This is a genomic window from Halomicroarcula saliterrae (assembly GCF_031624395.1).
GTDB lineage: Archaea > Halobacteriota > Halobacteria > Halobacteriales > Haloarculaceae > Haloarcula > Haloarcula saliterrae.
On the sequence record NZ_JAMQON010000001.1, the window covers coordinates 340,460 to 361,545 of the forward strand.

Annotated in this window: 25 protein-coding genes; 11 read left to right on the forward strand and 14 right to left on the reverse strand. The window is 65.9% G+C overall.

From position 1 onward, the window contains the following. Window positions 1–120: 120 nt before the first annotated feature. Both NDI56_RS01790 and NDI56_RS01795 read left to right on the forward strand, forming a co-directional pair. Window positions 121–1,896 (forward strand): 2-oxoacid:acceptor oxidoreductase subunit alpha, encoded by a 1,776-nt coding sequence (locus NDI56_RS01790; RefSeq protein ID WP_310917695.1) that lies wholly within the window; start codon window positions 121–123, stop codon window positions 1,894–1,896. Beyond that, complete coding sequence (locus tag NDI56_RS01795) at window positions 1,893–2,756, forward strand: 2-oxoacid:ferredoxin oxidoreductase subunit beta (RefSeq protein ID WP_310917696.1); 864 nt, start codon at window positions 1,893–1,895, stop codon at window positions 2,754–2,756. The genes NDI56_RS01790 and NDI56_RS01795 overlap by 4 nt, the downstream gene beginning before the upstream one ends. A gap of 232 nt (window positions 2,757–2,988) precedes the next feature. Here NDI56_RS01795 and NDI56_RS01800 read toward each other — a convergent pair whose 3' ends face one another. Continuing rightward, window positions 2,989–3,159, reverse strand: a complete 171-nt coding sequence (locus NDI56_RS01800) for a hypothetical protein (RefSeq protein WP_310917697.1) — start codon at window positions 3,157–3,159, stop codon at window positions 2,989–2,991. Window positions 3,160–3,242: 83 nt separating this feature from the next. On the opposite strand from NDI56_RS01800, the gene NDI56_RS01805 reads away from it, so the two are divergent. The 4 genes from NDI56_RS01805 to NDI56_RS01820 all read left to right on the forward strand — a co-directional run bounded on the left by NDI56_RS01805 (window position 3,243) and on the right by NDI56_RS01820 (window position 7,492). After that, entirely contained in the window at window positions 3,243–3,449 is a 207-nt protein-coding gene (locus NDI56_RS01805) for a hypothetical protein (protein ID WP_310917698.1), read from the forward strand. Between the two features lie 84 nt (window positions 3,450–3,533). Next, window positions 3,534–4,904 (forward strand): cryptochrome/photolyase family protein, encoded by a 1,371-nt coding sequence (locus NDI56_RS01810; RefSeq protein WP_310917699.1) that lies wholly within the window; start codon window positions 3,534–3,536, stop codon window positions 4,902–4,904. A gap of 104 nt (window positions 4,905–5,008) precedes the next feature. Then, the gene (locus NDI56_RS01815) at window positions 5,009–6,355 is read left to right on the forward strand and encodes a metallophosphoesterase (protein WP_310917700.1); all 1,347 of its coding nucleotides are present in this window, start codon (window positions 5,009–5,011) and stop codon (window positions 6,353–6,355) included. An 81-nt stretch (window positions 6,356–6,436) separates the two neighbouring features. After that, complete coding sequence (locus NDI56_RS01820; protein ID WP_310917702.1) at window positions 6,437–7,492, forward strand: DUF4352 domain-containing protein; 1,056 nt, start codon at window positions 6,437–6,439, stop codon at window positions 7,490–7,492. A gap of 6 nt (window positions 7,493–7,498) precedes the next feature. Here NDI56_RS01820 and NDI56_RS01825 read toward each other — a convergent pair whose 3' ends face one another. Further along, window positions 7,499–8,662: a hypothetical protein gene (locus NDI56_RS01825; RefSeq protein ID WP_310917703.1), complete on the reverse strand. Its 1,164-nt coding sequence runs from the start codon at window positions 8,660–8,662 to the stop codon at window positions 7,499–7,501. 115 nt (window positions 8,663–8,777) lie between these two features. Here NDI56_RS01825 and NDI56_RS01830 point away from each other — a divergent pair, with 115 nt between their 5' ends. The 3 genes from NDI56_RS01830 to NDI56_RS01840 all read left to right on the forward strand — a co-directional run bounded on the left by NDI56_RS01830 (window position 8,778) and on the right by NDI56_RS01840 (window position 11,333). After that, entirely contained in the window at window positions 8,778–10,013 is a 1,236-nt protein-coding gene (locus NDI56_RS01830; protein ID WP_310917704.1) for a digeranylgeranylglycerophospholipid reductase, read from the forward strand. Between the two features lie 89 nt (window positions 10,014–10,102). Continuing rightward, on the forward strand, window positions 10,103–10,822 hold the full coding sequence (locus NDI56_RS01835; protein WP_310917705.1) for a diacylglycerol kinase catalytic domain-containing protein: 720 nt from the start codon (window positions 10,103–10,105) through the stop codon (window positions 10,820–10,822). Between the two features lie 49 nt (window positions 10,823–10,871). Further along, window positions 10,872–11,333 (forward strand): DUF7313 family protein, encoded by a 462-nt coding sequence (locus tag NDI56_RS01840; protein WP_310917706.1) that lies wholly within the window; start codon window positions 10,872–10,874, stop codon window positions 11,331–11,333. Window positions 11,334–11,488: 155 nt separating this feature from the next. Here NDI56_RS01840 and NDI56_RS01845 read toward each other — a convergent pair whose 3' ends face one another. The 9 genes from NDI56_RS01845 to NDI56_RS01885 form a co-directional block, all read right to left on the reverse strand. Further along, complete coding sequence (locus NDI56_RS01845) at window positions 11,489–11,758, reverse strand: DUF7314 family protein (protein ID WP_310917707.1); 270 nt, start codon at window positions 11,756–11,758, stop codon at window positions 11,489–11,491. After that, window positions 11,751–12,089, reverse strand: a complete 339-nt coding sequence (locus NDI56_RS01850) for a DUF7315 family membrane protein (RefSeq protein ID WP_310917708.1) — start codon at window positions 12,087–12,089, stop codon at window positions 11,751–11,753. The genes NDI56_RS01845 and NDI56_RS01850 overlap by 8 nt, the downstream gene beginning before the upstream one ends. A 354-nt stretch (window positions 12,090–12,443) precedes the next feature. Then, complete coding sequence (locus NDI56_RS01855) at window positions 12,444–13,214, reverse strand: cytochrome b family protein (RefSeq protein ID WP_310917709.1); 771 nt, start codon at window positions 13,212–13,214, stop codon at window positions 12,444–12,446. Between the two features lie 4 nt (window positions 13,215–13,218). Beyond that, window positions 13,219–14,022 (reverse strand): cytochrome b, encoded by an 804-nt coding sequence (locus tag NDI56_RS01860; protein WP_220586888.1) that lies wholly within the window; start codon window positions 14,020–14,022, stop codon window positions 13,219–13,221. Window positions 14,023–14,028: 6 nt separating this feature from the next. Continuing rightward, the gene (locus tag NDI56_RS01865) at window positions 14,029–14,883 is read right to left on the reverse strand and encodes a Rieske (2Fe-2S) protein (protein WP_310917710.1); all 855 of its coding nucleotides are present in this window, start codon (window positions 14,881–14,883) and stop codon (window positions 14,029–14,031) included. A 1-nt stretch (window position 14,884) separates the two neighbouring features. Beyond that, on the reverse strand, window positions 14,885–15,304 hold the full coding sequence (locus tag NDI56_RS01870; protein ID WP_310917711.1) for a DUF7318 family protein: 420 nt from the start codon (window positions 15,302–15,304) through the stop codon (window positions 14,885–14,887). Beyond that, complete coding sequence (locus tag NDI56_RS01875; RefSeq protein WP_310917712.1) at window positions 15,304–15,981, reverse strand: halocyanin domain-containing protein; 678 nt, start codon at window positions 15,979–15,981, stop codon at window positions 15,304–15,306. Before NDI56_RS01875 ends, NDI56_RS01870 begins: the two co-directional genes overlap by 1 nt. 61 nt (window positions 15,982–16,042) lie before the next feature. Further along, window positions 16,043–16,873, reverse strand: a complete 831-nt coding sequence (locus NDI56_RS01880) for a DUF7319 domain-containing protein (RefSeq protein ID WP_310917713.1) — start codon at window positions 16,871–16,873, stop codon at window positions 16,043–16,045. 56 nt (window positions 16,874–16,929) lie between these two features. Further along, window positions 16,930–17,136, reverse strand: a complete 207-nt coding sequence (locus NDI56_RS01885) for a hypothetical protein (RefSeq protein ID WP_310917714.1) — start codon at window positions 17,134–17,136, stop codon at window positions 16,930–16,932. A 203-nt stretch (window positions 17,137–17,339) separates the two neighbouring features. Between NDI56_RS01885 and NDI56_RS01890 the strand changes: the two genes are divergently transcribed. Together NDI56_RS01890 and NDI56_RS01895 are read left to right on the forward strand one after the other, a co-directional pair. Further along, a complete protein-coding gene (locus tag NDI56_RS01890; RefSeq protein ID WP_310917715.1) occupies window positions 17,340–17,822 on the forward strand; it encodes a DUF7321 family protein in 483 nt (160 codons plus the stop codon). Between the two features lie 59 nt (window positions 17,823–17,881). Continuing rightward, a complete protein-coding gene (locus NDI56_RS01895; RefSeq protein ID WP_310917716.1) occupies window positions 17,882–18,403 on the forward strand; it encodes a universal stress protein in 522 nt (173 codons plus the stop codon). 17 nt (window positions 18,404–18,420) lie between these two features. On the opposite strand, the gene nth is transcribed toward NDI56_RS01895, so the two are convergent. From nth to NDI56_RS01910, 3 genes are all read right to left on the reverse strand, one after another. After that, a complete protein-coding gene (gene nth, locus NDI56_RS01900; RefSeq protein WP_310917717.1) occupies window positions 18,421–19,104 on the reverse strand; it encodes an endonuclease III in 684 nt (227 codons plus the stop codon). A 53-nt stretch (window positions 19,105–19,157) separates the two neighbouring features. Next, window positions 19,158–20,198 carry a tyrosine--tRNA ligase gene (locus NDI56_RS01905; protein ID WP_310917718.1) on the reverse strand — a complete coding sequence of 347 codons (1,041 nt, stop codon included), beginning with the start codon at window positions 20,196–20,198 and terminating at the stop codon, window positions 19,158–19,160. A gap of 66 nt (window positions 20,199–20,264) precedes the next feature. Next, on the reverse strand, window positions 20,265–20,987 hold the full coding sequence (locus NDI56_RS01910; protein ID WP_310917719.1) for a sporulation protein: 723 nt from the start codon (window positions 20,985–20,987) through the stop codon (window positions 20,265–20,267). Between the last annotated feature and the right edge of the window lie 99 nt (window positions 20,988–21,086).

Sequence of the window (21,086 nt, forward strand, 5' to 3'; positions counted from 1 at the left end):
ATCCCGGACGTTGGAGCACGGAGACAAGGGAATTTCGGTCGCGGGCCGGTGGAGCACGTGGCACGCGCGCGGGCGCACACAGAAGCCTTTTCACCCACCACAGGCTACCCGTGTGGTAGTATGCCAGACGACCTCAACTGGGCCATCGGCGGCGAAGCCGGCGATGGAATCGACTCTACCGGGAAAATCTTCGCGCAGGCTCTCTCCCGGGCCGGTCGACACGTCTTCACCTCCAAGGATTTCGCATCGAGGATACGCGGCGGTTACACCGCATACAAAGTCCGGACCTCGGTCGACCGCGTCGAGAGCGTCGTCGACCGGCTGGACATCCTCATCGCCCTGACCGAACGGACCGTCCACGAGAACGAGGACGAACTCCACGAGGACAGCGTCGTCATCTACGACGGCGAGCGCTCGACGATGCAGGACGTCGAGGTCCCCCACGGCGCGACCGCCCTGGAGGTCCCCCTGAAACGGCTCGCCGAGGACGCCGGCGGCGCCATCATGCTCAACGTCGTCGCTCTGGGCGCGGCGTGTGAGGTGACGAACTTCCCCATCGAGAACTTGGACGAGAGCCTCCAGAAACGCTTCGGCGACAAGGGCGAAGCCATCGTCGAGAACAACAAACAGGCCGCCCGCATGGGCCAGGAGTACGTCCGCGAGGAGTTCGACCTCGACACCGACTACGATGTCGAGACCACCGACGAGGACTACGTCCTGCTCAATGGCGACGAGGCCATCGGGATGGGCGCCATCGCTGCCGGCTGCCGGTTCTACGCCGGCTACCCCATCACACCGGCCACAGACGTGATGGAGTACCTCACCGGCCGCATCGACCAGTTCGGCGGCAAGGTCGTCCAGGCCGAAGACGAGCTCTCCGCCATCAACATGGCGCTCGGTGCGGCGCGGGCCGGCGCTCGCTCGATGACCGCCACGTCGGGTCCCGGTATCGACCTGATGACCGAGACGTTCGGGCTGGTCGCGACCAGCGAGACGCCGCTGGTCATCTGTGACGTGATGCGGAGCGGCCCCTCGACGGGGATGCCCACCAAACAGGAACAGGGCGACCTCAACATGACGCTGTACGGCGGCCACGGCGAGATTCCGCGCTTCGTCGTCGCGCCCACCACGATTTCGGAGTGTTTCTGGAAGACCGTCGAGGCGTTCAACCTCGCCGAGAAGTACCAGATTCCGGTCTTCCTCGTCTCGGACCTGGCGATGGCCGTCACCGAGCAGACGTTCTCGCCCGAGACCTTCGACATGGACGAGGTCGAGGTCGACCGCGGCAAGGTCGTCGACGAGAGCGACATCGACGCGTGGCTCGACGAGAAGGGACGCTTCCAGGCGCACTTCCCCGCCGCCGACGGCGTCTCACCGCGGGCGTTCCCGGGCACGACCGACGGGGCCCACATGACGACCGGCCTCGAACACGACGAACTGGGCCGCCGGACCGAGGATACAGACGTTCGGGTCGAGCAGGTCGACAAGCGCAACCGCAAGGTCGAGACCGCACGGGAAGAGGAGAGCTTCGACTACCGCGAGTTCGGCGACCCCGACGCTGACACGCTGGTCATCTCGTGGGGCTCGAACGAGGGCGCGATGCGGGAGGGCATGGAGTTCCTCGCCGAGGACGGCTACGACGTGCGATTCCTCTCGGTGCCGTACATCTTCCCGCGGCCCGACCTCAGCGAGGAGGTCGCGGCCGCCGAGACGACCATCGTCGTCGAGTGTAACGCCACCGGCCAGTTCGCAGACGTTATCGAGCACGACGTCCTAGAGCGGGTCGAACGCATCAACAAGTACACCGGCGTCCGCTTCGACGCCGACGAGCTGGCCGAGGAGGTCAAATCGACGCTCGCCGATTCGGCGGGTACACAGGAGGTGGAAGCAGAATGAGCTCAGATATTCGATTCACGGACTTCAAGTCCGACAAGCAACCGACGTGGTGTCCCGGCTGTGGTGACTTCGGGACGATGAACGGCATGATGAAAGCGCTCGCCGAGACCGGCAACGACCCCGACAACACGTTCATCGTCGCCGGCATCGGCTGTTCGGGCAAGATAGGGACGTACATGCACAGCTACGCGCTGCACGGCGTCCACGGCCGCGCTCTCCCGGTGGGAATCGGCGTCAAGATGGCCAACCCCGACCTCGAAGTGATGGTCTCCGGTGGCGACGGTGACGGCTACTCCATCGGCGCCGGCCACTTCATCCACGCGGTCCGACGCAACGTCGACATGAGCTACGTCGTGATGGACAACCGCATCTACGGGCTCACCAAGGGCCAGGCCTCGCCGACCTCCCGAGAGGACTTCGAGACCGCGACCACGCCCGACGGGCCGAACCAGCCGCCGGTCAACCCCAAGGCGCTCGCGCTCGCCGCCGGGGCGACCTTCATCGCTCAGACGTTCTCCTCGAACTCCCAGCGTCACGCCGAGATCGTACAGGAGGCCATCGAGCACGACGGCTTCGGCTTCGTCAACGTCTACAGCCCCTGCGTGACGTTCAACGACGTCGACACCTACGACTACTTCCGGGACACCATCGAGGACGTCGAGGAGACGGACCACGACCGGTTCGACCGCGAGCAGGCCAAGGACAAGATTCTGGAGAGCGACAAGGAGTACATGGGCGTGCTCTACCAGGACGAGGACTCGGTGCCGTTCGAGGAGCGCGAGGGCGTCGAAGGCTCCATGGCCGAGATTCCCGACGGCGCGCCCGAGGGCGCGATGGACCTGGTTCGAGAGTTCTATTAGACCACTTTTTGCACCGTCACTCGCGCGCCTCCGGCGCGCTCGCTCGGGCAAAAACTTGGGGAAAAATCGCGGCGTGCTCTTTCGCGCCTCCGGCGCGGCAGTCCGCGCGCCGCGGTCGAACCGGTTCGCTTCGCTCACCGGATGCTAGCCGCAACAGCCCTGCCCTTCCCCGCCGGCGCGGCACGGAGGCCGCGCCCGGCCACCACGCTGCATCGACCGGCCCGTTCCGTGATTAGTCGTCTTCTTCCTCTTCGCCACCACCGCCTTCTTCGCCGCCACCCTCTTCCTCTTCTTCGCCACCGCCGCCACCCGGAATCCCACAGCCGGCGAGGCCGACCGTCCCGATTGCGACACCGGTGCCGAACAGTACTCGCCGCCGCGACGTGCTGTCGCTTCGTGTCATATCTACCCCGTCGGCGCAGGTGTAACTAAAGCTATTCCCGGCGACGGAAAGGTTGGTTAGTCCGGCGGGCGAACTGGGAGCCGATGGACCTCAACCGGCTCTACGAGTGGCATCACTTCGTCGTCGGTATCGGCGGGGTCGTGGCGACGCTGCACATCACACGACCGGGCGAGCACAGCGTCGCGCTCGGCCCGGTGAGCGTCGATCTATTTTACGTCATCCTGATATCTGCGCTGGCACTGGTCACGCTTTCGGGCCACACGCTGTGGACGATGTACGACGACCGCTGATCGGAGCCATAGCCAGTTGTCACATTGTGACATACACAACAGAGTTGGGGTCGAAGCCAAGCCGGGCGGGCGACTAGTCGTCCTATGCATATCTTCTGGCACCAGCGGGACCTCCGAATCCGGGACAACCGCGGCCTCGCGGCCGCCGCGGCGGACGACACCGTCGTCCCCGTCTTCGTCGTCGACCCCGAGGTCCGTGCGGCGGTGGGCGATCGGCAGTGGGCGTTCTGGACGAACGGTGTCCGGGCACTCAGAGCGCAGTACCGCGAGCGCGGCAGCGACCTGCTCGTCCGCGTCGGCGACCCGGCCAGCGCCCTCTCGGCCGTCGCCGACGAACACGACGCGGACCGGGTGTTCTACAACGACCACTACCGACCGGTCCGCCGGGAGCGCCAGCGCGCGGTCGACGACGCCGTCCCGACCGAGTCCGTCACCGACCTCGTGCTCGTCGACCCCGCCGACCTCGAACCGCGATACGAGAACCACAGCCGGTTCTACGACGACTGGCGGACCCACGCGAAGCCAGCGCCGGCACCGACGCCGGCCGCCGACGCGCTCGCCGACGTGTCGGCCCCACAGGCGATTCCCGACGCCGAGGTGGATATCGCGCTCCCGACTGCTGGCGAGGCCGCCGCCCGCAGCCGCTGGGACAGCTTCCTCGCCGACGGTATCGAGTCCTACAGCGACACGCGCGACGACATGCAGGCGGCCGTGGAACGGCCCGCTGGCGCGGTGTCTCGCATCTCGCCGTATCTCGCCGCGGGGATGCTCGGGATTCGGGAGCTGTGGGCCGACGCCACCGACCGGTACGAGGCGGTCGACGGCGACGCCCGGCGCAACGTCGACAAGTACCGCTACGAGCTCTCCTGGCGCGAGCAGAACTACACCCTGCTGTACCACCACCCCTCGCTCCCGTCGGAGAACTACAAGTCCTTCCCCGAGGCCATCGACTGGGAGAACGACCCCGAGAAACTCGACGCGTGGAAACGCGGTGAGACGGGGTATCCGCTCGTCGACGCGGGGATGCGCCAGCTGAACGAGGAGGGGTACGTCCACAACCGGCCGCGCCAGAACGTCGCGTCCTTTCTCACGAAACACCTGCTCGTGGACTGGCGCGAAGGACTGCGCTACTTCGAGGAACAACTCCTCGACCACGACCCGGCGAACAACGCCGCCAACTGGCAGTGGACCGCCTCCACCGGGACGGACTCAGTCGACGTACGCATCTTCGACCCGGTCGCCCAGATGGACAAGTACGACGACGGGGCCGACTACGTCACGACGTACGTCCCGGAACTCCGCGGAGTGGCGCCGGGGAACGCCGTCGAGTGGCCCACCCTCTCGGCTGCGGAACGCCGGCGGCTCGCGCCGGAGTACACCGACCCTATCGTCGACCGGAACGCCGCCTACGAACGCGCCCAGCGGGTGTTCGAGGCCGCACTCGGCAGGTCGTAGCCGACGCTACCTGACGAACCCGGGTCGAAACCGCACGACGCAATGGGAAAGTTGAGGTTAGTGACCCCCAAATACCATTACCGTTGATCGACCAACCCACTGCAATGGGCGGTGACAGCGACGACCGCGTCTGCTACGTCATCAGTGACCTCCACATCGGCGGCGACGAGCAACTGGAGGAAATCGACTTTCTCGACGAGCTGCTCGCCTTTCTGGGCCGTCTCGAAGACACCGACGAGAACGCCGAGCTGGTGATAAACGGCGACGCCTTCGGGCTGTGGGAGTTCACGCAGGTCGAGGGGCTCCGGAAGTTCGACGTCCTCGCCGAGACGTACCCGGAGCTGTTCGACCAGCTGCGGGCGACCGGCGAACAGGTCGATATCACCCTGCTGCCGGGCAACCACGACCACGAGCTCGCCGCCTACGAGGAGTACGTCGAGCGCTTTGCCGAGTACAACGTCGAACTCGTTCAGGCGGAGTCGCTCACCCGGGCGGTCGGTGACCACGTCGTCCACTTCGAGCACGGCCACCAGCACGACCCCAACAACCGCATCTCGGAGTGGGGCGACCCCAACTCGACGCCGCTTGGCTACTACTACAACACGCTCGTCACCTCGCGCGCGGGCCAGCTCTCCGACCGCGGCCGGTACAACTGGCTGAAGGACGTACAGGCGGTGACGCCCACCGAACGGATGCCCGTGTGGCTGCTCTCGAAATACTTCTATCGGGAGATGAACCCGCTGCTCCGGTACGCACTGTTGCCCTTCCTGTTGCTGTTCAACGTCAGCGCCGTCCTCGCCGTCGTCGCCGGGCTCGATATCCTCGGCGTCTGGACGACGCCCGTGACCGTGACGACGGCGTTTCTCGCGCAGTTCGGCGCCGCCGGGACCGCGGTCTGGTTCCTGCTCGCAGTCAACGTCGCCATCACCGGTCTGCTGTTGTTAGTCGGTATCCCGCTGTATCTGCTCCGCCGGGATATCCGGAAAACCATCGACCGCTTTGGCGTCTTCGAGACCGACCTCACCGTCGACGCCGAGGCGCCCTACGAGGACGCGGCCCGGGAGATATTCGCCGAGAAGCCCCGGACGAGCGTCTACTGTTACGGCCACACCCACCGGCCGACGATGCAGTCAGTCGACGGCGGCCTGCTGGTCAACACCGGGACCTGGCTCAAACGTCTCCACCGCCGCGACGGCCTCATCGGCGTCCTCCCGCCGGTGTTCTACCCGTCCTACCAGCTCTGTGCCGTCCGAATCGCCGAGGCGCCCGACGGGCTGGCCGTCGAGTACGAACCGATACAGAAACCGAGTCCGAGCCCCGAGGAGCTCACGCTCACCGAGCGCCTCCTCACCCTGGGGCGGAAACCGGACACGGAACTGCCCGACCGGCGGGTCGTCGGCGACGAGGGACGTGATGTGGCGCCCGAGAGCGAACCGGAGTACGCGCGCTGACGGTACGGCACAGCCGTCCGTAGCCGTCACTGTACGGCTGCTCCGATACTTCTATACCGTCTGACACGCGTTGGTACCATGATGGATAAAGGACGAAACTGGGCTGAGACACGGGGGAGCCGCCGACGGTATCTCGCCGGCGTCGCCGGGCTCGTCGGTAGTATCGCGCTCGCCGGCTGTTCCTCTGACGACGTGGACCCGCCCGAACAGGTCACCGAGGCCGACGGGACCGACACGGCGGCCGCCGAAACGCCGCCGACGACCGCGACGGAGCGCCCGCCGGACCGGTCGACAGGTGACGCCGCCGACGCCGCGCTCGGCGATGTCATCGAGGGGGACCGGCTGGCGCTGGTCGCCTACAGCGTCGAACGGACGGCGACCGTCGGCGAGTATACGGAGGCCGACACGGGCAACGAGTTCGTCGTCGTCGATGTGGCCGCAAAGAACAAACACGACAGCGAGTACGTCAGTTTCTCGTCGTTCCTGCAGCTTGCGATCAAGGACAGCGAGTCCTACGAGTACGACCAGTCGTTCGTCCTGTCCGACGACGGTCTCGACAGCGGCGAGCTGGCACCCGGCGAAGTGACCCGGGGCATCGTCGCCTTCGAGGTGCCCGACGACGCCGCGGGACTCTCGCTGCACGTCGACCTCGAAGAGTCGCTGTTCAGCTACGACCGCGCGGTCGTCGACCTCGGCACACAGGGGTCGGGGCGCACTCTCACCCAGACCCTCGCGGTGCCAGTGTACGACACCGGCGACACCGCGGCCTACGAGGACACCCGACTCACCGTCAACTCGTTCCGGACGTCGACGGGCAGCGGCTACTTCACGCCCGAGACCGGCAACGAGTACGTCATCCCCGATGTCACCGTCGAGAACACCGGCTCGGAGGAGCTGACCGTCTCGACGCTGCTCCAGTTGTCACTCAAAGACGACGTCGGCCGCTCGTACGACACGTCGCTTGCGGGGTCGACCGTGCTCGACCGGGAGTTCTCACAGGGCAGCCCCATCGCGCCGGACAGCCGACGCCGCGGTGAAATCGCGTTCGAGGCCCCCCGGGGCCAGTCGCCGCTGTATCTGGTGATGGACTTCGACTACTTTTCCGAGGGTGACCGGACGTTCTTCAGACTGCGCTGAAATCCCTCAGTGATGGCCGGGCAGGACCTCGGGCTTCCCCGAGCGGTAGATGTACTCGACGGCGACACCGGTCAGCGGCGAGTCGGCGGCCGTGGCGTACTCCTTGGCCAGGTCGAGATACTGCTCGGTGATGTCGACGACGTGGTTGTAGGCGGCCCGGTCGTCCGGCGCCAGCAGGTACTCGGCCGTGACGGGCGTCAACTGGCCCTCGGCGCGGTCGTCCGCGTAGTCGTCGATGTCGTCTAACCACACCTGCGCGCCGATGATGGCCAGCACGATGGCCTTCGCAAAGTCGTCGTCTATCTCCAGGCCGGCGAGTCGGTAGAGGTCCAGCATGCCGTCGTAGATGACGCCCACGCGGGCGTACTGGGTCTTGCTGTAAGGGAGCGCCTGCTCGGCGGCCGACAGCGTGGCCGGCGGCTCCTCGTAGTCCGCGAACTTGTACTCCTCGCGGATGGCATCGAGGGCCTCGCCGTCGCCGGCCTCAGCATCGTCCATCAGCTCGCGGAAGTAGTCGTCCCGGTCCTGGTGGGCCTCGCTGTAGTCGACCGCCCACTGGTAGGACTCGCCTACGGCGTCGGGAAGGCCGTCGAGCAGGCTGTCGAGATGTGACTGCAGGGTAGCCTGTGCCGTCTCGGCGACGCGGCGGCGGTCGCCCTCGCCCGCCTCGAAGTCCACCTCGAAGTCCTCGAACTCGGCGTCGTTGATGGCGTCGCGCATGTCGCCGTCGACCAGGGCCTCGATGGAGAGGCGGGTCATCTGCTCGGCCCGGACGACCCGCTCGCGCGGGGTGAGCGTCGGGGACTCGCCGTCGAGCGCTGCCCCCTCGACTGGCGGGACGCCCGTGGCGATGTCGTCGGCGACGGGGTCCCCGTCGGCGTCCTGCCGGGCCGCCCGGTAGACGTACCCCAGCGTCAGCTGCGCGGGCAGGATGAGCTTGGTGTCGTAGTCGAAGGTGACGGGGCGACCGAACTCCTCGGCCAGCGCGGTCTCGATGCGGTCGTACACGTCGTCGAGCATCCGCTCCGTCCGGTCGTCGATCTCAGATTTCAGCGAGAGGCTGCCGTAGTCGAACACGCCCGTGTCGGCGTAGTAGCCAAGCACCGACCGGACCGCTGTCGGTAGCCGGCGACTGTCGGCGAGCGCGGCCGCGCTTGATTTGAGGACCATCTGTCGTCTCTCGGTATGGACACTGCTGTGACTGGTGGCTTCTTTACCCTTTCGAGAGACGGACCCGGGAGCCAATAAAGCAAGACTGATTAGCCAGACGGCGTACCTACCGACTATGCGCGACCGCTTTGACGTGGTGATAGCAGGGGCTGGTCCCGCCGGCGGCCAGTGCGCCCGCGACCTGGCCGAGCGGAACTACGACGTGCTGGTCCTCGAAACCGAGCCCGAAGACGAGTTCCCGCGTCAGAGCAACAAATCGACCGCCGGCACGTTCCCGTCGGCGATGACGGCCTTCGCCATCCCGGACGAGGTCGTGATGCAGTACACCGACAAGGTGGTGCTGGAATCACCGAACGACCACTACACCCGAACCCAGACCGGTGCCGTCCTGGAGTTCGCCGACTTCAAGCGCTTCCTCGTCGAGGACAGCCGCGAGAAAGGCGCGACCTACCGGTTCGACGCCCGGGTTTCGGCGCCAATCATGGAGGACGGCGAAATCGTCGGCGTCCGGTACGACGGCGACGAGGAAGTGTACGCCGACATCGTCATCGACGCCACCGGCCCCGCGGCACCGCTGGCGAAGAAACTCGACGTCTGCAACTTAGAGCGCGAACACCAGGCCATCGGCATCGAGTACGAGTTCGAGAACGTGGTCGTGAACCACGACGACTACGCCGACCTGCGCGACGGGATGATGCTTCGGCTGGACCACGACCTCGCTCCCGGTGGCTACTCGTGGATCTTCCACACCGGCGGCGACACCGCCAAAGTCGGGCTGTGTTACATCCAGAACGGCTCCCACCACAGATACGCCAAAGACGGGATGGGAATCGACGACTACCTGCAGTACTGGCTCGACTCCGACCCCCGCTTTGCCGACGCCGAGAAAATCGAGGGGACCCAGGCCCATCGCGGCTCGGCCCACATACAGCCGCCCAAGTCGATGAGCACGGACCGCTTCATGGCCATCGGCGACACCGTCCCCACTATCGACCCGCTCTGGGGAGAGGGAATCCACAAGGGGATGAAGTCGGCCCGCGCCGCCGCCGCCACCGTCGACGCGGCGCTGACCCCCGACGAGCCCCAGACCGACGCCGAAACGCTGTCGGTGTACGACACGCTCTGGCACCGCGACGTGGCCCCGAAACACAGCGCTCGGCTGATGATGACCGAACTCCTCTATCTTGCGCCCAACGAGCGCTACGACGAGCTCATGACCGACCTCCGCCGGACTGACAGTGACACGCTCGAACAGATAAACCGCGGCGACCGCCGCGCGATACTGGAGCTGACGCACTTTTCGGACCTCTCCCTGCTCGCGACGTACGCCAAACGACGGCTGCAGCGCTAGTCGCCGACGTTCACCGTGTGGTCATCTCGACAGCGTCTGCCAGCGCGAGTGCGGCAACTTTTTCTCCGACCGGCGGGGAGTCGCTGTCAATGAGTGACAGCGCCGTGGGCGTGGTCGGCGACCCGGCAGTGGGCGACCGGCTCCGCGAGGCGGGGGCCTCAGTGGTCGCGGGGACTGTCGACAGCGTTCCACAGACCGAGCGGGTCGTCGCCGTCGGGGAGACGGCCGTGCGGGCCGTCGCGGTCGCCGACGGTGACCCGCTGGTGGTCCCGGTCGCGGCCGGACGGGGCGTCCGCTCCGTGGCTCGCGAGTCGGCCCCGGCCGCGGTGGCCGGGCTCGCCGACGCCCGCGTCGAAGCCCACCCGCTCTTCGATATCGCCACCGCCGGGTCGGCCGTCGGCACGGCGATGTACGACGTGACGGCGGTCACGGCGGAGGCCGCCCGTATCTCCGAGTACGCCGTCGAGACGGCGACCGACGTCGTGGGCCAGTTCCGCGCCGACGGCGTGACCCTGGCGACGGCGGCCGGCTCGCCGGGCTACGCGCGTCGCATCGGCGGCCCCGTACTCGCGCCGTCGGGGTCGGTGGGCGTCATCGCCCCGATCGCGCCGTTCCAGACGAATCCGGACCACTGGGTGGTCTCGCTCGACGGGCTCTCGGTGTCCGTCGAGCGCGACGAGGCGACTGTCACGCTGTACGTCGACGGCGAGGCGGCCGGGACGGTGGCCTGCCACGACTCCGTGACGGTCCAGCGGACGGGGACGGTACGGCTGGCCGTCGTCCCCGAGAGCCTCTCGCGGTTCCAGTGACCCGCAGAAATTGGAAAGACACTAATGGCCGTCGTACAGAGAATCAGGCATGCAGCCAGACGTCATCCTCTTTGGGCCGCTGGACACTATCCTCGGGAGCGAGGCACCCGGTGGCGCGCTCGTCATCGAGTACGTGCTGTTCGTGTTCGTGCTCGCCAACTTCGGAACGCGCCTGCTGGCCCACCGACGACACGAGTCCCAGTACGAGGAGGGCGGTGCTGAGGCCATCACCCGCCATCCGGCACACACAGCGACCAACTTCCTGCTGGTCATCACCTCGTTTCTCTACATGACCATCGCCGCACACGGCGGGACCGTGATGTCGGTGCTCGTCCTCGGCGCGGTCATCACCGACTTCTTCGAGTTCGAGTCCCGCAAGGTCGAAGCGCGCCGTGACATCCCGCTCGAACGCCCGAAGGGCGCGCTGGTGGCGGTCGCGCTCGTCTTCATGTACGCCAGCTACCAGGCGCTGTTCTGGATCATCAAGGAACCCTGGTCCGCGGTCATCTGACGACGGTTCCGGTCGCTACTGTACCTTCTCGTGGCGCTACTCCTCGACGGACAGTGACGATATCTCCGCCGCCCGTCTGTCCCGCGGTCCGTTCTCCTCGGCCGAACCGGACAGTTGTCACTGCGTCGGGCGTGAGAACGCCGCCAGAAACAGCCTCAGGCCGACCGCTCGTCGAGATACGCGCGCAGTTCCGAGAACAGCGGAATCGCGACCCAGAACGTCAGCGCGCCGAAGATGGCGAACCAGAAGAACGCGTCCATCAGCAGTAGCGCCGCGGTGTCGAACACCGTCGGCTCCTCGACGGTGACTTCCCCGATGAGCTGTGCCCCCTCGAAACTCGGCGTCCGGTACCAGCCCGCGATGGTCATCCAGCCCAGCCCGCCGACCATGAGCGCGCCAAAGCCCTTGATGAACTCGTCAGCCATTACCCGAAGGTTCGTCAGCGTCGTCTTTAGACTTTCCCATCTCCTCGGTGCGAAAGCGCGTCGAGAACGCGTAGACGACAGTGCCCGCGAGGATGAGGCCGAGGCCGAGGATGGCCACCGGCACGTCGATCTCCGAGGCCGGAGCCGACGCCCGGTCGGTCGCGACGTCGACGAGGATGAACCCGCCGACGACGCTGAATATCGCGAACAGCGTCGAGAACACCGTGACGGTCTTGTAGACGCGAAGCGGGACGACGACCTCCCGCTGTTTGCCCTCGCCGTCACTGGTTATCTGGGGCGGGTCGTCGGCACCGGGGTCGTCCTCGCTCATTGGCGTCGCTATGGCGGGCAGCTACTTCACTGCGGCGAGATGGGCTAGCTACAACAACTGTTGCGAGTTCCGTTTGGACTCTCTCGGACAGCCGGAAAGTCCACCCGTAGCCGGCTGGTCAAACAGCGCTGGGTGGGACTGAAAGGGGCGGCTGGCTTCGGTCGGGGGCCTCGCTGCGCGCTTCCTTCGCTAGGCTCAGTCCAGTGCTTGCGTCGTCCACCTTCCCGAAGCCAGCCGGGGCTTTCCGGCTGTTAGCAACGGTGTTGGATACCACTGTTAGCGGGGCGTTCTGGCTGTAAACGGTAGCAACTCGAGTATCACAGCGAGATACAAAAACAGAGGAAACCGTCGCGATTACTTCGGCGGTCGCAGCCGGTAGTAGCGCCGGTTCAGCGTGAACATGTAGCCTTCACGCATCGTCTTCAGCACCGCGTAGGTGATCGTCGCGCTGACGATGGGCACCAGGAACGTCAGGTCGAACAGGAGGTTCGAGTCCATCGGGATGAGGTTCTTGATGGAGAGCGCGGCGATGGTCAGGCTGAAGATGACGCCCGACATGCCGACGGCGGCCCAGAACGGCTGCTCGACGGGTCGTCGCGCCGACCCCTTGTTCAGGAAGGGGACGATGGCGACGAAGCCGACGACCACGACGTTCGCCAACACGCCGTAGGTCCGGTCAGCCATGATCTTCGCCCCGCCCAGAATGGCCAGGTCGGGGTTCAGCGGACCGAGTTTCAGCAGGCCGAACGACCAGTAGAGATACCAGTCGGGCAGGATGATAGCGGGCGTGACTCCCGAGTTCGCGGCGTTTGGCATCTCCGGTGGGAGCGCCGCCGCCACGAACAGAATCATCCCGACGAAGAAGCTCGTCAGGGCGAGGTTCCGCATCATCTCGTGGGGCCAGGCCGGGAACGCGAGCACGTCGCGCTCGACGTAGTCCGACTGCTGGCGCAGGTCCTGGTCCTCGCGGCGGCCCCGCTCGAAGTACTCGTAGGTGAGCCGCGAGAGCCCCTGCGTGCGCTGCTTGCGCTCGGACCACGAGGGGGTCTCGTCGTCGGGGGCGACGATACCCGAGCCCGAGCCGTCCGTGCGAACGTCGTCGTTGTCTGAGTCGTTGTCGCTCATGGGTTTAGTGTGGTTCCGCGATGCCCTGCATCCAGACGATACCGATGTGGAGGGCGATGACGGCGGTCGTGATGAACGGCAGGAAGAACACGTGCAGGATGTACATCCGTTGCAACGTGGCCTGTGACAGGGTGAACCCGCCGAACATCAGCTGTGCGACCCACTCGCCGATAAGCGGTATCGAGAGGGACATCTCGACGCCGATCTGGCCCGCCCAGTAGGACAGCTGGCTCCACGGGAGCAGGTAGCCCGTGTAACCGAAGACCAGCGTCAGCGAGATGAGGATGATGCCGATGAGCCAGTTGAGCTCGCGGGGTTCCTTGTACGCGCCCGTGAAGTAGACACGGAGCATGTGGAGGAACACGGCGGCCACCATAATCTGGGCGGCCCAGCGGTGGACCGACCGGAGGAAATAGCCCAGGTTCAGCTGGCCCATGATGAGCAACACGGAGTCGTACGCCACGGTCGGCGAGCCGTCGGCGGCCGCCGCTGCCGGGGCGTAGTAGAACCCCAGCAGGGCGCCCGAGATGGCGGCGACGATGTATGCGATGGTCGAGAACGACCCCAGCGCGTACAGCGGATACCAGTACCAGAACTTGTTGTCGAGGTTGTACTGTTCGGTGTGGCTCTTTGGCATCTGCATGTTGACCTTGTAGTAGAGGTCCTCGAGGATCTCCAGATAGTCAACGACGCGCAGGCGCTTGTCGAGCCAGATGAGTGTCGTGAGGTAGATGGTTTCGAGCGGCGACAGCTCGCGCGATTTCATCCACCCTTTGTGGTCGTGGTCGTCTTTGCGTTCTAGGCTCATGGTTAGTTATTCATCTGTCTGTGGCGGGCGCGGCAGCGCCACGAACTGTTTCTGGACGGGACTGAACGGGTCGTACACCGACTGGTGACACTGGCAGTAGATGGCGTTCGCGCCACCGAAGTTCGCGCTCCCCTCCTGCGTCTTGAAGCCGGGGACACAGCAGAAGTGCGTACACTTGTTGAGCCAGGCGATGAAGCCCTGGTCGGTCGCCTCCGAGATGAAGCTCTGGACGCTGCTCGGGAGGTCCGTGTTCCCGTTGGCCATCTCCTCGACCCGGGTCGACCGGATAATCTGGACGGGGACGCCGCCGTCGTCGGTCGTACGCCAGGTCGCGCTGGCGGGCTTGCCGAGCCCCGCCGTACCGATGCCGTTGCCCCACGACTCGTAGTCGTCGAACATGTCGACGGTCAGCGGCGTGCCCTGTTCGATGTCGCCCTGCCAGTCGAACGACCCCGGGCTGTTGAGGAAGAGGTTGTCCGCGTCGGCCTGCGGGTAGATACCGGCGGAACTCTGGATGCCGCAGTACTGGAACCACGCCGAGGAGTAGTCGATACCGCTCCCGCCGAAGTCGCTGGCGATGGCGACGCCGGCGTCCTCGTCGTACTCCGGCCAGATACCGGATATCTCGCCGTTGTTGATCTCGATTGGGATGATAGGCATCCCGCGCGGCGCGGGACCGTCGGTGTTCTCGACGGCGACGAACGTGGTCGTCCCGCCACCTTCGCCGGCCGCGTCGGTGAGCGTGTCGGCCGCGGCGGCACCGCCGACACCGATAGTAGAGAGCGCAGCGCTACCTACGACACCTGATACGAATCGTCGTCGGCCCGTCTCGGCCGGATACTTGTCTTCGTCTAGTGGCATATTACTTCTTGTAGTAGGGGTAGATCGCGCGTTTGACAGTCTCGGTGAACTGGCCACCGTCGGCCATCTTGGTGCCGTCGACGTCGTCCTGTCGGATGTAGAGGTCCTCCCACTTGCGGCGGCGCTTCTTGACGATCATCACGTCGGGGAGGAACTCCTTGCGGTACAGCAGCATGATGAACGCGAGGTCGATGAAGATGGCCGTCAGCACCCCACCGAGGAACATGTTGGCCTCGATGAGACTCACAGTAAGCGTCGTGCCGATACCGGACGCCCAGCCGGCGAGCATCCCGTAGGTAAAGAGGCCGACGAGCCCGACCTGAATGACGGTCAGCAGGACGATGCCGACCGCCGCGGCCGTGCTCTCGCGCGGCGGCTCGTAGCGGTGGATATCGCCGTAGGTGGAGCCTTCCGACGCCATCAGCTGTTCCCTCCGCTCGTGTGGGGCGATTCACCGTACTTCAGCTGGAAGAAGGTGAAAAGCAGCGGGATGATCACCGCGAGGCCGGCCCCGAACCCGACGTAGTGGGGCTGGATTGGGACCCCGGCGTAGTGGGGGTCGACCTCGACGGGGCCGGTTCCCACGGTCTGTGTGGGGTACTCCTCGCCGACGACGATGGCCCCGAGCATCCCGTTTGCCTCGTGGGGCACACAGAGGTAGTTGAAGATGCCGTCTTCCTCGAACGTGTACTCGTAGTTGACGCCGGCGCCCGAGACCGTGCTTCCCGAGTCGAGCGGCCCCTCGCCGTCCGAGACGACGTTGTGGCTCCCGTCCCCGGTCCACTCGAACTCTACCGTCGCGCCGTTGTCGACGTGGACGGCGGGCGGCCCGAAGCCGTAGGGGCCGCCGTTGGCCTGTACACCGACTTCGACTGTCACCGTGTCCTGACCCGTCGCGTCCACGGTACTGGCCGGGCCACCGAAGTTCCCGACGTTGTCGAGGTAGCCGCCGTAATCCGGGGCTGTGCTGCCGTCGCCGCCGCCACCGCCGCCAGAGCTCGTGCCCTCTTCCTGGGCAGCGGCCGGGCCGGCGGCACCGAGTGCGGCCGCGCCGGCCGTGGCGCCCCCGGCAGTCCGGACGAATTCCCGCCTGTTCATGTTCGTCCCGATTTCAGGACTGTGTTTGTATAAACCCACCGGATACCACCCGCAGGAACCGTTACGCACCGACTTCGTCGGCTTCCTCGCTCCCGTTAGTCTCCCGGTCGTCCTCGGCCGTGAGCTCGGGGACGAACTCCGGGCGCTCGCCGTCTTCGAGCCCGATGGCTCGCAGTCGGTCGCGGTACTCCTCGGCACGGAACTTATCGGAGAGTCTCGCGTTCGCCACTGTGAAAAACAGCACCAGCGCGACGCCGATGAAGGCGAATCCGCCGACGACCATGAACTCGATGTTCGTCCCGGGGCCGCCGAGGACGCCGACGATGGCGAGCACCGCCCCGGCGAGCATCACCAGCCCGGCCAGCAGTTGCACGCCGGCGATGACCTGGAGCATCCGGTTGCCGAGCTCGCCGCCGCCCTCGGGAACCGCGTCGGGTTCGGGCAGCGGGTTCTCGGGCACCGACTCCGGAACGTCGTAGCTCTCCATCGAGGCCAGTGCGACCGTCGGCTTCACGTCCCGGAGGACGGTTCCCTCGCCCTCGACGCTGCCGTCGGGGTAGACGATGGCGTACCCCTCGTCGGAGTAGGCGAGCACGCGCGGGGGGTTCCGGTTGCGCTCGACGCGGGCGAAGACGTCCCGGCTGGCCACCCGGTTCCTGAGGTCGCGCTCGACCCGGTCGAGCAGTTCGTCGCCGGTGATCCAGGAGTCCGCGTCGAAGGCGACCTCCCACTCTTCGGCCGACATCTCGGCCATGTCCGCCGGGCCGAAGTCGTCGAAGTCGTACTTCTCTTCGACCTGCTTGCGGAGCGCCTCGACCTCCTCGGCATCGGGGTCCGCAGGACTGTCCGCTGGCTGTCCCGCACTCGCCTGCTCGTCCGAGGAATCGCTCATTGACCGGACGTACGTGGGGCGTGCCCGTTAGCGTGACGATTGCTACCGCTGTGGGACTACCCGAAGTAGAGGACGCCGCCGCCGGAGGGGAGGAACTCGGCCTGACACGCCTGACAGGCCACAAGTCCGTAGCGGTCGAAACACTGCTGTTCGACCTCACAGAGTTCACACGTCGCACGTTCGCCGTAGTAGTATTCGCTCCTGTTGTTCGGTGGGTTCAGTCCACCGTTGCCGACATCCCGACGGTTCGCCGATCCAATCATTGTCTGGGCATACGTACTGCATGATGGCTCATAAGTCTATATCTGCACGGTTTTTCAGCGTAAATAGGATACATTCGAGCAGAAAGAGCGCGATAACTGCACGTTGTCGGCTATTCTCTGTCGATGCGTATCGACGCGTTTCTGTGTGGGAGCGAGCGTCCCGCATCCGGCACGTTTTAGCGCGTCCTGTCCTAACGCCGGCCATGGTGTCGGACGCGCTGGTCGCCGCTGTCGTGTTCGTGATGGTGAGCCTCAGTTTCCCCTGCTTTCTCTACGGTGCCTACTACATCATCGAGACCGAGCCGGTCACCTGGGGCGTGCTCGTGCATCACCTGAAGTTCGTCACGACGGGGCTGTTGCTGACGACGGTGCCGATGCTGCTCTGGATGGTTCCGCGACTACCGAACCAGCTGGGCGGGCTCTCGGCCGTCCACGCGTATCTCGGTCTGCAGGCCTACGCCCTCTTGCTGTTCGGTGGGACCGGAATCGTCCGTATCTTCCGGGCGAAACGCCGCCACGACCTCTACAACGACTACGACGAGGACATCCTCATGGACGAAATCGGCGGCGACCGGATGTCCCACTGGCGCTCGCGGCTCCGAATCGGCGTCTTCGGCTACGTCATCTTCTGGATGCTCGCCTACGTCGTGGGGACGGCCCGCTTTGTCATCCGGTACGTCCTCTGACCGGCGTCCCAAACAGTCGCGTGCATTGATATTATCACGGCGCGTACATTCGGGCTGAGATGTACCAGACCATCCTCTTTCCGACAGACGGCAGCGACGGAGCCGACGCCGCGCTCGACCACGCCGTCGAACACGCCAGAACCTACGACGCGACCCTGCACGTCCTGTTCGTCGCGAAAGACGACTTCGGCCCGTCGGGCATGGTCGAGAAGGAACACGAGGGCGTCGAGCGCACGGAGATGGTCGGCGGCGAGGAGCTAGAGCGGGAACGAGCGGCGGCCAGCAAGACCGGGATGACCAACAAACCCCCAGAATCGGCGGGGGCTGTCCACGAACACGGCCGCCGCGTCGTCGCGGACGTGGCCGACAGCGTCGCCGGCGTCCCGGTCGAGACGGCCGTGCTGAACGGCGACCCGTACAAGCGAATCCGCGAGTACGCGGACGAACAGGACGCGGACCTCATCGTGATGGGGACCCACGGCCGAACCGGCGTGGACCGCTACCTGCTCGGGAGCGTCACCGAGAAAGTCGTCCGGACGGCCGACCAGCCCGTGCTGACGGTCCGGATGCGCGAGGAGTAGCTCCCACGGAGCCGTCGCTACCAGGGCTCGCCCGACGCGAGGTCGATGTCGCTGTCGCCCTTCGCCGATGGACAGATATCGGCCAGCACGCACTCCCCGCACTCGGCCGAGCGCGCGCCACAGACGGCTCGCCCGTGGTCGATGAGCAGGTGCGTGAACTGCTGCCACTCGCTCTCGGGGACGATATCGAGGAGGTCCGCCTCGATGGCTTCGGGGCGCTCTTGCTCGGTCAGGCCGAGTCGGCGGGAGATGCGCTGGACGTGCGTGTCGACGACGATGCCCTCGACGATGTCGTGACCGTGCTGGAGCACGACGTTGGCGGTCTTGCGCCCGACGCCCGGCAGGTCGGTCAGCGCCGACATGGTGTCGGGCACCTCGCCGTCGTGTTCCGCGAGAAGTTGCTCGCCGATACCTTTCAGGTAGCCGCCCTTGTTGTTGTGGAAGGTGATGCCGTAGATGTCCTCGGCGAGTTGCTCCTCGCTCGCTTCGGCGTAGTCCTCGGGCGTCTCGTATTTCTCGAACAGCTCCGCGGTGACCTCGTTGACCCGCTCGTCGGTACACTGCGCGGAGAGGACGACGGCGATCAGGAGTTCGAGGCGGCTCCCGTAGTTCAGTGAGATGGTCGAGTCCGGATACGCCTCGTGGAGCCGACTGACGACTTCTTCGGCCTGTGCCTCGCGGCTCGCGAGCGGAGTTCCCATACCCCAACCAGCGGGGCGCCTGACTTCGGGTTGTCGGAACGGCAGCGCGCGGTTCAGCTGTCGCCGTACGCTTCGGGGTAGGCCTCGGCCAGCAGCTCGGGCTCGTCGTTCAAGCGCTCGCGCACGGGGCCTACGACCTCGGAGATGGCCGCCGCGACGCCGGGTTTGAGGTCAGCGGGGTGGAGCTCGCCCGAGACGAAGTCCTCTTCGACCTCGTCGTAGCTCTCGTAGGTCAGGTCGCCGCCGTACTCCTCCGGTCGCTCGACGACGAAGGGCTCGTCGTCGACGGCCAGAACCGGGAAGACGAGGTGGTTCAGATATTCCAGAACGCCGTTGTCCTCGACCTCGCCGGCCGGACAGTACGCCTGGCCGATCTTCTCCTCGACCTCCTCGGGCGAGTCGGTGAGGTTCACCTTCGAGGCCGCGTCGGAGGCGCTCATCTTCCCGCCCGACAGTCCCGACAGCAGCGGCGCGAACACACAGACCGGCGCGTCTCCGCCGTGGTCGGGCAGAATCTCGCGGGAGAGCATGTAGATGCCACGCTGGTCGACGCCGCCGTAGGCGATGTCGGCGTCGAGCGCCTTCACGTCCAGCGTCTGCATCAGCGGGTAGACGAGCCCGCCGAGGTTCGGGCTCTCTGACTCGCGGACGACCTCGCTTGCGGCCCGCTGCGTGCGGGCGATGGTCGTCTCGGCGGCCATGCGGTACATCTCCAGCGTGTACTCCTCGTCGAGCTGGAAGTCGGTGCCCCGGACGAACTCGACGTCGTCGGGGTCGGCGCCCGCGGCTTCTATCATCCCTTCGATGGCCGTCTCGTAGTACGCCGAGCGGGCGTCGAGCAGGTCGAAGGGGCTCTTGTTGTCGTCCAGGTGGGCGTGGAGGTCGGCGATGAGCACCGTCACCTCGACGCCGGCCCGCAGGAAGTCGGCGAGCTTGCGCATCGTCGTGAAGTGGCCGATGTGCATCTCGCCGGTGGGCGCGTAGCCGATGTACGCCGTCGGGTCGCCGGCCTCGAACAGTTCCTCGAGTTCCTCGTCCGTGACGACCTCCTGTGTGTGTCTGCTCACGAGGTCGACTCGCTCGGCCGTGTTCATACCTCGTCTCCCGGTGCCGGCGATTAAAACCTTGTCAGTCCGAGTCCGCCGCCGGTCCCGCCGCGGTCAGGCGAAGCGCTCGAACGCCCGGCGGAGCTCGTCGACGGAGTAGTCGTCGTGGTACACCTGCATGGACTCGAAATTCTCGGAGCCGATGCTGTGGTCGAACTCGAGCAGGACGTGGGTGACCTCCTCGCGGGGGATGAAGTGGAGCTCCAGCTCGCTGTACGACCGGCTGCCGGTCGGTTTGAACTCGATCTCTTGGTCGACCGGGAGCTGGGCCTGTGCGTCCTTGGTGGCGATGGTGTCGGTGTCGACGGTGACCTTCGAGAGCCGGTGGCCGGCCCGCTCGACCGCTTCCAGCATGGCCGCCATCGGCTCGGTCGGCGCGACCTGCAGGTAGTCCGTGTCGTCGGCGTCGATGGCCCGGTCTATCTCCAAGTCCGTGTCTATCCACACCTTCGCGCGGTTCGTCTTCGCGTCGAGCGTCGTCACGGGGGTCTCGTGGTGGATGGGAATCTCCGACTCGAAGACCTCCCGCTCGCCCGCTTCGATGGTGAACGGGCCCGTAACGCGGTGGGTCGAGATGTCGTATTCGTCGGTCGCCTCGTCCCGTTCGCGTCGGGTCTCGAGTTCGAGCTCGATGGCCTCGATGTCCTGGTCTACTTTCCCGCCGTCGACGACGACCCGCACCGGGAGCGTCTCGCCGGGTCGGACAGTGTCCGTCTCCAGCAATGTATCGACCTCTGCGGCACCGATTCGAACGGACGCGAGCACGTTGTCGAACATCGTAGATACAACAGTCTCGGGGTACAAATAAGGCAGGGGCGCTCGGAACGAACCGTTCAGTCCGGGAACAGAGCCATATGGGTCCGGTCGCTAGGCGCC